The organism is Eggerthella sp. 1_3_56FAA, from assembly GCF_000185625.1.
GTDB lineage: Bacteria > Actinomycetota > Coriobacteriia > Coriobacteriales > Eggerthellaceae > Eggerthella > Eggerthella lenta.
The window spans coordinates 1,166,137-1,178,172 of the sequence record NZ_GL622579.1; the positions used below are offsets into that span (position 1 = coordinate 1,166,137).

9 protein-coding genes and 1 pseudogene are annotated in these 12,036 nt (G+C 50.9%); 8 read left to right on the forward strand and 2 right to left on the reverse strand.

The features are described from left to right. Positions 1-4 precede the first annotated feature (4 nt). The gene (locus tag HMPREF1023_RS15415) at positions 5-226 is read right to left on the reverse strand and encodes a hypothetical protein (RefSeq protein WP_232228686.1); all 222 of its coding nucleotides are present in this window, start codon (positions 224-226) and stop codon (positions 5-7) included. A 235-nt stretch (positions 227-461) separates the two neighbouring features. Here HMPREF1023_RS15415 and HMPREF1023_RS15170 point away from each other — a divergent pair, with 235 nt between their 5' ends. From HMPREF1023_RS15170 to HMPREF1023_RS05155, 8 genes are all read left to right on the forward strand, one after another. Then, the gene (locus tag HMPREF1023_RS15170) at positions 462-1,568 is read left to right on the forward strand and encodes a glycosyltransferase family 4 protein (RefSeq protein ID WP_083802127.1); all 1,107 of its coding nucleotides are present in this window, start codon (positions 462-464) and stop codon (positions 1,566-1,568) included. Continuing rightward, a complete protein-coding gene (locus HMPREF1023_RS05130; RefSeq protein WP_009305119.1) occupies positions 1,565-2,839 on the forward strand; it encodes an O-antigen polymerase in 1,275 nt (424 codons plus the stop codon). Before HMPREF1023_RS15170 ends, HMPREF1023_RS05130 begins: the two co-directional genes overlap by 4 nt. Continuing rightward, complete coding sequence (locus HMPREF1023_RS05135; RefSeq protein WP_009305120.1) at positions 2,836-4,116, forward strand: oligosaccharide flippase family protein; 1,281 nt, start codon at positions 2,836-2,838, stop codon at positions 4,114-4,116. Before HMPREF1023_RS05130 ends, HMPREF1023_RS05135 begins: the two co-directional genes overlap by 4 nt. Positions 4,117-4,152: 36 nt before the next feature. Then, positions 4,153-4,944, forward strand: coding sequence for a phosphorylcholine transferase LicD (locus HMPREF1023_RS15175; RefSeq protein ID WP_175282519.1), 792 nt, complete (start codon positions 4,153-4,155; stop codon positions 4,942-4,944). Continuing rightward, entirely contained in the window at positions 4,932-5,678 is a 747-nt protein-coding gene (locus HMPREF1023_RS05140) for an NTP transferase domain-containing protein (RefSeq protein WP_009305122.1), read from the forward strand. Before HMPREF1023_RS15175 ends, HMPREF1023_RS05140 begins: the two co-directional genes overlap by 13 nt. Then, positions 5,675-7,846, forward strand: a complete 2,172-nt coding sequence (locus tag HMPREF1023_RS05145; protein ID WP_009305123.1) for a sugar nucleotide-binding protein — start codon at positions 5,675-5,677, stop codon at positions 7,844-7,846. The genes HMPREF1023_RS05140 and HMPREF1023_RS05145 overlap by 4 nt, the downstream gene beginning before the upstream one ends. Positions 7,847-8,071: 225 nt before the next feature. Continuing rightward, positions 8,072-8,548 (forward strand): helix-turn-helix domain-containing protein, encoded by a 477-nt coding sequence (locus HMPREF1023_RS16160; protein ID WP_114519661.1) that lies wholly within the window; start codon positions 8,072-8,074, stop codon positions 8,546-8,548. A 75-nt stretch (positions 8,549-8,623) separates the two neighbouring features. Continuing rightward, positions 8,624-9,094, forward strand: a complete 471-nt coding sequence (locus HMPREF1023_RS05155; RefSeq protein ID WP_156788360.1) for a hypothetical protein — start codon at positions 8,624-8,626, stop codon at positions 9,092-9,094. Positions 9,095-10,465: 1,371 nt separating this feature from the next. On the opposite strand, the pseudogene wecB reads toward HMPREF1023_RS05155, so the two are convergent. Continuing rightward, positions 10,466-11,564, reverse strand: a pseudogene (gene wecB / locus HMPREF1023_RS05160) (non-hydrolyzing UDP-N-acetylglucosamine 2-epimerase). Between the last annotated feature and the right edge of the window lie 472 nt (positions 11,565-12,036).

The window sequence follows — 12,036 nt, forward strand, 5'->3', positions numbered from 1 at the left end:
ATGGTCATGCCGGACGGTTCATCTCCTTGTCGATGCGGGGATGGTCGATCTCCGCCTTCGACATATCGGATCGCTCCTTTGCCGGATAGATGACGGCTCGAATCGCCGCATCGTTCATCTCCTCCGGCAAGGGCCACTCGAGGCCGTGCGCCTTCGCGCGGGTGGTCACCGCCCTTACCGTTGCGGTGGAGCACCTGCACGAGAACGCTGTGTTCCTGACACTCACCCCCATCGCCCTTTGCCGAAGTATTTCTCTGTACTTGACCATTTTTTCTTCCTTTCTCGCAATGGTCCGATGGGCACTTTTGTGCCCATCGGAATTGTGGCGGAAAAGGAAGCGCCCCTTTCGGGGCGCGTGGCAATTTAGATTGTTAGGGTGTGGCAGTCTGCCATGGAGCGCTGTAGCAGTGGAGCGTGGAACGGTGTAGCAAAAGCGCTGCAATAGTCAATTGAAATACAAAATGAGGGTTTTATTGATATCTAATATGTGGCCGTCACTTAAACACCCCCATTACGGGGTGTTTGTCGAAAATACGTATCGCGAATTGTTGAGAGACGGTTTGGATGTCTCAAAAATCGCAATTTGCAAGCATGACACCCTATTTGGAAAGCTCAAGGAATACGCTTTCTTCTTCATTAAGGTCGTACTGGGCATTGCTTCGAGAAGATATGAAGTAGTGTATGCGCACTATGCTTCCCATACTGCCTGCCCAATACTGATCGGTCGCGTTTTAAATCCCAGGATACGAGTAGTAGTAAACGTCCACGGGAACGACATAGTTCCTGAAACGGGTAAGGATGCTTTCTTCGTTCGGCACAGCAAGAAGCTAATAGCAATAGCGAAATTCGTCATTAGCCCATCAGAGTATTTCGCGCGAATTCTTGAGGCGGATTTTTTCGTTCCTCGCGAAAAAATAGTGGTCTACCCCTCTGGCGGAGTAGACACGCGGTTATTTGCGCCAAGGGATAGGAAGCTTTCTCGAGAAAAATTTTCGTTTGAAAAGTCGAATTACGTCATCGGCCTTTTCGGAAGAATCGAAAAGGACAAAGGTTGGGATGTGTTTCTTCAGGCAGCTGCTCAATTGATTGAAAGAGAGGATAAAGATTATAAGCTTTTCGTGATTGGCGAAGGCTCTTGCGAGAAAGAGTTTTGGGATTTGGCATCACGTTTGAACTTGCGACCATACATAGAAAAGCGAGATATGGTAAGTCAGCATGTCTTGGCGGACGCATATAGCGCAGTTGATGTATTCGTGTTTCCAACAAGACGTGCGAGCGACAGCCTTGGATTGGTCGGTCTTGAGGCCATGTCCTGTCAGGCTCTGCTTGTTGTTGGCGACAAATATGGACCATCAAGCTATGCTGTTGACGGCTGGAATTGCGTATGTTTCGATCCATTCAGGTGGGAATCCCTTTACGAAGCGCTAAGCTTTGTCACCTCTATCGGAGATGAGCGAATAGTAGATGCGATCAAGGGTCGAGCTCGCGAAACGGCGCTGGAGTATGATTCTGCAAAGAGCTCGGGCAAACTGACTAGAGTATTTGAAGATATAGCCGGTGAGCGATGATGGCGGAGAACGGTATTATTTACGTTGCTTTCTATGCGGAACTTTACATTTTGATAAGCATCGTTTTGCTCCTCAAAACAAAAGTAGATCTATGCAATCCGGCTTTTATTTTTTGGTCGGCATACACGGTTTTGCTTGGGTTAGGTCCAGTCGTCTATGGCTTTTATAGAAGCAACTTCGTATTCGTTTATAACTACTATTTAGTAATTCTTGCCCCGTTAGCAGCATTTGTCCTGGGGAATTATGTACTGAGCTGTTCGAAAAAACCGAAAGGCAGAGATCGGCATATCCGCACATATCCATTTGACAGAAATATCGTACTTCTCGTCGCTTATGTAGTTGGCGTAGGGGCGGGCGCGTTGTTCCTGCTTCGAAGCGGGCTGTCGTTTACGACTTCGGACTTTGAATCCTCAAGAATAACAGCGCAATCCGGAATGGGTCCCTACCTATATCTCAACGGTATGCTTGTTCTTGTTGTGCCTCTTCTATTTGATCAGGTTCTGAAAGCAAGGTTTCCGAAGAAAACCTTCATGCTTCTTACCGCCATGGCGATAACTATTTTTCTTTGCAGAGGATCAAGAACGCTTGCGATCCTTCCTTTCGCCATTATGGCGCTTCAGTATTTGACTTATAAAAAAATGAAGCTTGGGGTTCATTTTAGCCTACTTGTTTTTGGAGTCATCGTCCTTGTGACTGCATCGGTCTTGCGTGGCACCTTGAACAGCGAAGCCAGCTTAGGGGACTACTTCGTAAATTTTTTCGGCGTGCTAACATATAATTTAAATACTCAATTCAAGTTCTTTCCAGATCGAATAGATTACATGCTTGGTTCGACCTTCTTCATGAGCTTCAACCTGCTTCTTCCTGGCGCTGGACAAGATTTTACAATGTGGCTGAAAGAGGCTATGGGCCAAACCTTTGCCGGTGGTGGGGTGACCCCTTCGATCGTCGGAGAGTTTTACATTAACTTCGGCATGGTGGGTGTTTTCTGTGGCATGTTCATTATGGGCGGAGTGGCTAACTTCTTGGAAGAAATTGCCCAGAAGTCTTTTCGACACAGGGTCTTCGTATACTATCTAATTGTCCTGCTTGCTTTGGTGGTTTATGGGGGCTTTTCGACATACCTGCTCTCTCTTTCGCTTAACACCATAGCCTATTTCGCTATCTCGCTGCTATCTTCTGGCGATGATCTCCCGGAGAGCTACAGGGTCGAGCCGAAAGGTCTTCCTTACGCCGCTCGCGCTGCTGACGCCTCGGGACGACTCCGTTGAGCGGATTCAGACAAAATATTTTTCACCAGTATGGACTTCAGGTGGCGAAGTATATTTTTCCATATCTGACCTTGCCATATCTTACGCGCGTTTTAGAACCCGATGCTTACGCTGTTCGCGCTTACATCTTAGCAGCTATGACGTTTATGCAGGTATTCCTGGACTACGGCTTCAATTCTTATGGCACGAAAGTTGTTGCAGAAAGCATAAACGACGAAGGTTTGATTCATCGCGTTACATCATCGATAGCGCTGCTTCGTATCATGCTCGCCGTAGTTGGTGCCATCGCGCTCCTGCCTGTCACTTCATCAATTCCCATTATGGGGGCTAATCCATGCTATGTCGCCATAGCATACTTAGGCGTGTGTTTCAAAGCAATGCTTCCTGATTTTATCTTTCAAGGCAAAGAAGACATGGGCATTATTACTAAACGCTTCGTTGTGTCTCAAGCTGTTGCAACGTTTCTGATATTCGCCACGGTTCGTGCCCCATCAGATCTGCTTTGGGTGCCTGTTATCGAGGCGCTTGCATCGTTCATCGCCCTTGCCTGGTCTTGGGCGAATGCTTTAACGGTTCAAGGGATTCGACTTGTTCGGCCGGTAACTAAGGAGCTGGCATATTTGTTTCGCCAGGCATCGATCTTCTTCTTGTCTGGCGCATCCACAACGGTCTTCACCGCTTTGACTACTTTAATGATAGGCGTTTTTATTGTTGATCAAGTTGAAATAGCCTACTGGTCCGTGGCGATGACGGCGGTCAATGCCATCCAGTCGCTTTACACACCAATTACGAACAGCCTCTATCCCCATATGGTTAAATGCAAGGATTTTGCGTTAGTAAAGAAATTGCTGATAGTTGGTATGCCCGTCGTGTTCGTCGGGTCGGTCTTGTTCGCCCTCTTATCCAACGAAGTGATGTGGGTACTTGGGGGAGAGCAGTATTTAGCCGGATCGTATGTGATATCTCTCGTATCGCCTGTTCTGCTCTTTTCTTTTCCCGCCATGCTCTTGGGCTTTCCGGTGCTCGCGGCAATTGGCCACGTGCGCGAACTGACGACGTCATCCGCCATTTCGGCTTTCTTTCATATTGCAGGATTGTTCGTCTTGGTTTTCACGGGGCAGTTTTCGATAGCCGGTGTAGCCGTGCTGCGTGTATGCACAGAAATGCTCCTATTGATTATTCGTGGCGGATTCGCAATTAGATGTCGATATTTGCTTAGAAGGCGGGTTCGGAACGAATGCGGCAACATGCCATATTGCGATCAAAACGAAAAATGATGAACAGCAGGAGAATTGGAGGCGTTGGCATTGCGCTTGACCGAAGATGAGCTTAAGCAGGGATTGCTCGAGATACTTTGCGAATTCGACTCAGTTTGTCGAAAACTTGGGCTTAGGTACTCTCTTTATGCAGGAACCTTGTTGGGAGCGGTTCGGCACCAAGGATTTATACCCTGGGACGATGATATTGACGTGATGATGCCACGTCCTGATTATGAGAGGCTTTTAACTTCCGAAGAAGCTTTTTCGTCACCTTTCGAACTGGCTTTTAGCGGAAAGGGTGGTTACATGTACCCTTTCGCTAAATTGTTTGACTTGAGAATACGAGCTCAGGAGCAATCTCTTGAAGGCATTTACAGTGAAAACCTCTGGATAGATATATTTCCCGTAGACGGATTGGCTTCGAAAGAGTCGGAGCGCCTGTCGGATTGGAAGCTTTCGTGGTCTGTGTGTAGAAGAGCCAACATTTTGTATCATAATCCACATTGTCTAGTAGGTGCGAAAGGCGCTGTGAAGAGGCTGTATCGTGCAGTAAAGCTGCCTTTTGCGACTCCAGGAGAACTGTATTCTCGCATAGATCAAATCGCCAGGAAGCATACGTTTGAAGACTCGGAATATGCCGGACAGCTTGTTTGGATGCCGGTATTCAGTACGGGGTGGACGAGGGCATCGGATTTCGATCATTTAATAGAAATATCTTTTGAAGGGAAAAGTTTCCTTGCAATACCGCATTGGCATGAATTCCTATCGAACGCCTTCGGTGATTATGCGAGCCTTCCCCCTGTGGAGGAGCGCAAAACTCATGGGATTACTGCATGGCGTTTGTAGACGGCCTCTACTGCATGGAAACAAAGAAGAAGATGGAGTTGAATATGAAAGCGGTAATACTCGCTGCGGGACGAGGGTCTCGACTGGGAAAATACACGGACGACAAGCCGAAATGTCTTATCGAAATAGGGGGAGAAACTCTCCTTGATCGCGAATTGAGATTGCTTTCCGAATTGGGGATCAAAGCTCAGGACGTTTTCGTTGTAGCAGGCTATCTGCATGGCCAACTCGAAAACAAACCCTGCAATATCCTTATCAACAAAGAATGGAGCGTTAAAGAAAACTCTTACAGTGTCCTTGTTGCTTTGGAGGCTTTGGACTTCGGCGACGATGTCGTCGTTCTAGATGCAGATCTTTGCTTCGAACGAGCTCTTTTGGAGGATCTCATATACGATCCCAGGGATAACGTACTTTTAGGTAAGGAGATTCCCGACACCAACGAAAGCACTGGCATTGTCGTTGACGAGCGCATGCGCGCTTTGGCTATCGGAAAGCAATATGGAAATACAGGATTGGTGTACGCGAGCATGTACAAATTCTCTAAAGATACCGCTGTCGCCTATGGTCGAGAATTGCGAAAAAAGAAGAATCAATCTACTTGGTATACCGCAGCTTTGACGGACGTTCTTCGTGAAAGCCCCTTCTACGTTAAGATTGCAGAAGGAAGGTGGTGCGAGGTCGATGACGAAGAAGATCTTTTGCAGGCCAGAAAGATGTTCGGAGGTCAGAAATGAGCGAGAAACCACGTGCGGTAATACTGGCGGCTGGATGCGGCAGAAGAATGGAGAGCGAGCTCGGAGGTGATCCGAAATGCATGCTTTCATTTGGCGAGGAGACCTTACTGGAGAGACAGTTTCGCATTCTCGAAGAGTGCGGAATCGAAAGATGCAACATACTTGTGGTTGCTGGGTATTCGAGAGACAGGCTCTGCATCCCCTCGGACGCGTCCATCATTGTCAACGAAAGGTTCGAGACGACCGACAACGCTTATAGCTTGGAACTCGCTCTCGATTCTATTCGAGACGTGCGCGGCGAAGTGCTCGTCTTGGACTCCGACTTGGCCTACGATGCCGAGAGCGTTGAGGCCTTGCTTGCGGCAAAAGGCGGATCTTTTCTTGTCTCGTCCGAGAGCACTGATCCATCAGGGACAGGCGTCTTGGTCAATGGTCAAGGCGAGGTTGTGGCGGTTGGAAAGCATCTTGTGCATACGGGACTCCGTTACGCTTGCGCCATGAAGCTAACAGAGAAAAATCGGGTTGATTTGCTTGATATTCTGAAAAAGGGAGACTTCGAAAAGGATTGGTACACTGTTCCGGTAAACAAAATGCTGCAACGATCTTGTTTTGGAGTTGCCGAAGCTCAAGGGCGTATTGTCAAGGTGGGTACTGCGTCTGACTACATTCATGCAAAGAGGGTTTTTGGCATTGAAAAGCTATCGGTTCTCTTGATTGGCGCATCAGGTTTTCTTGGAACAAAGATGAAGCAGATACTTAGTCGGTCGTTTGAGGTCGCGGGCACGTGTCGTAAAGGTTCCCCTGACTTGTACGCTCTCGATCCTATTCGCAAGAACCAGGTTATATCGCTTTTCGATGTCGTCAAGCCAGACATCGTTGTCAATCTCGTTGGCATGTCGGATCCTTCCGCATGCCTTTCAAATCAAGAACTCGCTTACGACCTTAACGTTCGCGTCGTAGAAAACATTTGCGAGGCATGCGATGCATTCGATTCGAAGCTTATCCACATTTCAACCGATTATGTGTTCGATGGTGAGAAGATCGGAATGTACGAGACCGATGACAGCAGGTTGCCAAAAAACTATTATGGGCATACGAAGCTTATGGCGGAAGATATTGTATCGGCACTTCCAAGACACTTAATAGTGCGTGTTCCCATACTCTACGGCTACAATAGCGAGAGCGATAAACCGACTTTTTTCTCGAAGGTGATCGACGACCTCGGGGCGGGTCGATCTGTTTTATGCGATGACGAGCAGATTCGTTACCCCGCGCTCATAGATGAAGTTTGCTTTGCGGTGAGGGATCGTGTGTTCGATTGCGGCGTTGTCCATTTAAGCTCCGAAGAGCCGGTCACTAAGTACAGATGGGCGCGCATAATTGCCGATGAATTTAATCTTGATGAGTCTTTACTTGTTCCCGAAAGGGACGGTTTAGCTAAAGATCGACCTCGACACGTACGGCTATCGACCGAATCGGGCGGAACAGTTTTGGGAGATGCTCGTGAGGGTGCGCGCGTGGTGAAGCATCAGCGCAATTGCTCTTTCGAGTTGATATACAGGCGAAAACCTCTCGATACGTTTAAAGGAAAAAGGATCGCTGATTACAGAATCGAATTAGGCAGAAAACTTGCTTTGGACAATCGCGAAAGCATTCCAACCGACATAGATTGCGCCGTTCCAATTCCTTCGTCTGGACTGTATTACGCAATGGGATTCGCATGCGAATCCGGCATCCCTTACGTCCAAGCTCTTGTCAAGGAGGACACGAAAGAACGCAGCTTTCAATTGTCCACCAGAGATCGCATCGGAAGCCTGAAATCCAATGTAATACCCATGTCCGAGATTGTTGCCGGCAAAAGAGTTGCTCTTATCGATGAAGCGATATTTACTGGCGTAACCGTACGGACGGTTTGCGACGCATTGAAAGCTTGTGGCGTCAAAAGCATCGATGTCTTTATACCTACACCACCTTGTATGAAAAGGTGCCCATATTACATGCAACCCGATAGGGGTATTCTAACCGAGGAGATAACCTCTGCGTCTATGGCGAACTATTTTCGTGTCAGAAGCGTTAGCTTCGGTGCGAGGGACACCTTCGAACAATCCCTCAATGCAATTGCACCCGACATTTGTGCCGAGTGCTTTCTCGGTTATACAATAGCTTGATTGAATTTGCAAGTTGAATACCTATCCAGTTTGATCTTGCAATTGGACGGAATGCAAGCCCTTACTCCATGCGAAGGCCTTCTGACCTGAACATGGGGCTCATTTCTTTCTTGGTTCGCTCTTCTACCATTTTAGATCCCTTTTTCTGGCTTCAGGAAGGAGGACGCCATGCCGGAAAAGAAGGGGGCACGCCTCGACTTCGACGAGAGGTGGGAGATAGAAGACATGCTCAAAGAGAGCTCGCCCTTTCGGGAGATCGCCCGAAAGCTCGGGGTGTCGCCCACGACGGTGTCGAGCGAGGTGAAGCTCAACAGGGCGTTCTTCAAGCCCAAGGCGATGCAGAGTCGAACTCTTCGCAGGCGTCCCAACAGCGCTTCATGCCGCAGCGCTTGCAGGTGCAGGCTGCGGCATGGGAGGAGCATGCGGGACAAAGCGCAACCTTGTCGCAGTCCCGGTACTTCGAGCAGCGCGACTGCGCCTTCGCCTGCGCCTAAAGGCGGCGCGAGTGCGCGCCGTTCGTCTGCGCGAAGTGCAGAAAGCGCGACGTACTGCACCTTCGAGAAGGTGCAGTACGTCGCCTCTCGCGCCCAGGCGGCTCACGACGCGCGCTTGCGCGGCCTATGCCGGCATCGCCTGCGAACCGAGCTGAAGGACATGGTGGGCAAGGTGAAGGGGCTCCTTGCGCAAGGACAGAGCATCTAGGCCATCTGGCTGACCCTTGGATCCGAGTTCCCGGTCTGCGAACGAACCTTCTACAACTATATGGACAAGGGCGCGATGGGACTCGCCAACATCGAGCTTCCCAAGAAGGTCAAGTACGCTCCGCACAAGAAGAAGGCGGACGGCGGGTCCAAGATGGACCTTGCCGGCCGAACCTATGCCGACCGGCTCGCCCTGCCGGGCGACCTCAAGCTGCTCACCGTCCAGATAGATTGCGTGGAAGGCCTTCGCCGCAACTCGAAGTGCATCCTCGCGCTTCATTTCGCCCGGCTGTTCTTCCAGCTCTACATCCTGCTCGAGAAGAAGGACCAGGCCTATGTGAAGGCCGCCCTCGACGCGGTGGAGGCCTATTGCGAGGGATCCTTCTCGGACGCCCTTCCCGTGATGCTGGGCGATCGCAGCTCGGAGTTACTGGACTTCGCGAAGATCGAGACCGGCTTCGATGGCCGCGTCGCACCCGGATGCTCTACAGCGACTCGGTCAAGCCCGGCCAGAAGGGGGGCTGCGAGAAGAACCACGTGGAGCTGAGGAAGATACCGCCGAAAGGAACCGACTTCGATGCCTTCGCATTCGACGACGTGGCCAAGGTCTGCTCACACTTGAACTCGTATCCGAGGCCGAACCAGGGGGCGGCGCCCATTAGGCTCGCCTCCCTGGTCTTGCCTGTCACTTGCTCGAGAGCTTGGGCGTGCGCGCCGTTTCGCCCGACGACGCGATCATGACACCGAAGCTGCTCGGGCTCTAGCGGCTCTATCCTAATCGATTGTCGGGGACAGGGTGGGGATCTGCAGGGCTGTTTGCGCAAGGCGTCCGGATTGCTTTTGCAAAACCTATCCGGAGGCCTACGTCAGCATGCCCTTTTCCGGACGTCCGTCCAGTTTGCTCGCCCAAAGCGCCCATGATGCCACCCTTCAATCGCAAGATTGAAAGCAATCTGGACCGCTTGGAGTCCGCATTCGCTCGAAGAAGCGCTCCGCAATCCCGAATGTCCAGGGTGCTGTTGCGGTGTCCAGGTTGCGAATGCAATCAACCCTCTTGTTTTCCTGGGGAATATTAGTATGGAATTCTTTTTAATCCACTGGCTTGTGATTAGATACTTAGCGAGTATGCTTAATTCCAATTCAACACCAATGGCGACCATGCTTCTTTTATTCATTATCTCGTTCGCATGCGCATGGGGTCTGAGCGTTTTAAATAGAAAATTGGATTTTGGTTTGTTCCGAAAAAGAGCGTAGGCACTTCGCCATCAATCGCATCGGAATCGGATGGGTATCCGCGACTTATGCGCTCACGTCATCAAACCGATTGCTTCAGTCGAAAGGTTTTTCGAAAAAGACGCGTCCGAATCCGATTCCCCAACTAATTATTACACCAGTTTTGTAGGGCGTTCCGCACATCGCCGCTGCAGTGTTCTACGGTAGTCCAATACGTGGCAATGCGTCAACCGTCGAACTAGCGAGGAGCGCGCGAACGCCCCTCTGAACACGATCGCCAGCAGGGAGCCGATGCGCTTGTGCACAGACAACTCACCCTCGATCTGGATTATATCGAACCGGTAATCGATGCAGACGATAACCGCATTGCCAAATTGCCCTTTTTCTAGCTTAGCATGCTATACCGCCGGCGAAAGCTGCGAACGGATCGGCAGGGAAACCGTGAGCAGTCGACCCTCGGCTATCTCGAAAAGCTCGTGAGCACCTTTCTCTGCAGACCTTCTCCAAGGATCAATCGCCTGATATCAACAGGTCGCGCTCGAGATGGCGTTTATGCATCTTAAGTCACTTCTTGTCCTCATCTGTCGCAAGTTCGTCAATCAGCCGCAAGCCGGCTATAGCGAAGACATCGGATTTCTTAGGCTAAGCAACTGAGGATAGGCTCTTTCCGCTAGCCCTCCTAAAGCTACGCCTGGCGCGAGAGGACGTCCGCGATACGTTCGCTCGCATGGCCATCACCGTAAGGGTTCGACGCCATCGACATGGCGCCGTACATCCCTTCGTCCTCCAGGAGCTCGGTGAACGAGGCATAGATGGACTCCTCATCGGTGCCGACGAGCCTGAGCGTGCCCGCCGCCAGGCCTTCGGGACGTTCGGTGGTGTCGCGCATCACAAGCACGGGCTTGCCGAGAGAGGGCGCTTCCTCCTGAATGCCCCCTGAATCGGTAAGGATTAGATAGCTCGCATCCATGAAGTTGTGAAAGTCGAGCACCTCAAGCGGCTCGACGATGCGCAGACGGTCGAACCCGTCGAGCTCGGCATGCGCGGCTCGCCTCACCTCAGGGTTCATATGGATGGGGTAGATCGCCTTGGTGTCTGGATGCTCCTCCATCACGCGGCGGATGGCGCGGAACATACGATGCATGGGCGCTCCAAGGTTCTCGCGGCGGTGCGCTGTGATCAAGATCAACCGCGAACCCGTCGCCCAGGTCAGATCGGCATGTGCGTAATCGTCTCTCACCGTGGTTCGCAGGGCATCGATTCCGGTATTGCCCGTCACGTAGATCTTGGAGCCTGGCTTTCCCTCGTTCAGCAGGTTCTGCTGAGACTGTTTGGTGGGCGCGAAATAATACTCCGATACAATGTCGACTGCCTGGCGGTTGAACTCCTCGGGCCAGGGAGAGTAGACGTCGTGCGTGCGCAGCCCCGCCTCAACATGACCAACCGGAATGCGCAAGTAAAAACATGCGAGTGCGGTGGCGAAGGAGGTTGTCGTGTCCCCGTGGACAAGCACAACGTCCGGCGCAGTTTCTTCGAGAACCGCTTTCATGCCCGAAAGGACGTCGCAGGTCACATCGAAGAGCGTCTGGCCGGGCTTCATGATGGATAAATCGTAGTCGGGCTCCACATGGAACACGCTCAGCACCTGATCGAGCATCTCACGGTGTTCCGGTGACCGCTACAATTGTTTCGAACTCAGCAGGGCGTAGCTTCAGCTCGCTTACAAGCGGACACATCTTGATGGCCTCGAGATGGGTGCCGAACACCAGGAGAACTCTTTTCATGCCACAATCTTTCGCACGCTACGCGCCATGCGTTTTAAAATCCTTCAACGTCCACGAGGTTTTACTCTTAGTCCGGGAGCGGAGCTGCCACGTTTTGCAAAAGCACGGAAGATAAGCCGGCTTCTTTTTTTATCAATAATGCTATTGACGCGCCCTTCTTCGAAAGCCGTTTCAGAAGGTGCGACCGCTTGACCCGAATAACCCTGAGATCCTCGGCTCGCCAACTGCTATCGAATCGCCGGACTTTAGACCTTATCGACAACATCCTATCTTCGTCCGTTCAGGATCTTTCTCATGGCGCCATGCATATGCGAACCCCCCTACCCACGTTAGCTTCGGACTCAACCTCTTCAGTGAGAAGCTGGTTTGAACCGGCCTAGGATATTGCTTCCATCATCGCTAATGTCCTCATAGGTCTATAGCGATCCCGTCAATCGATAACGGCATCTCAGCTCTCTCCTAATCGCGCAAA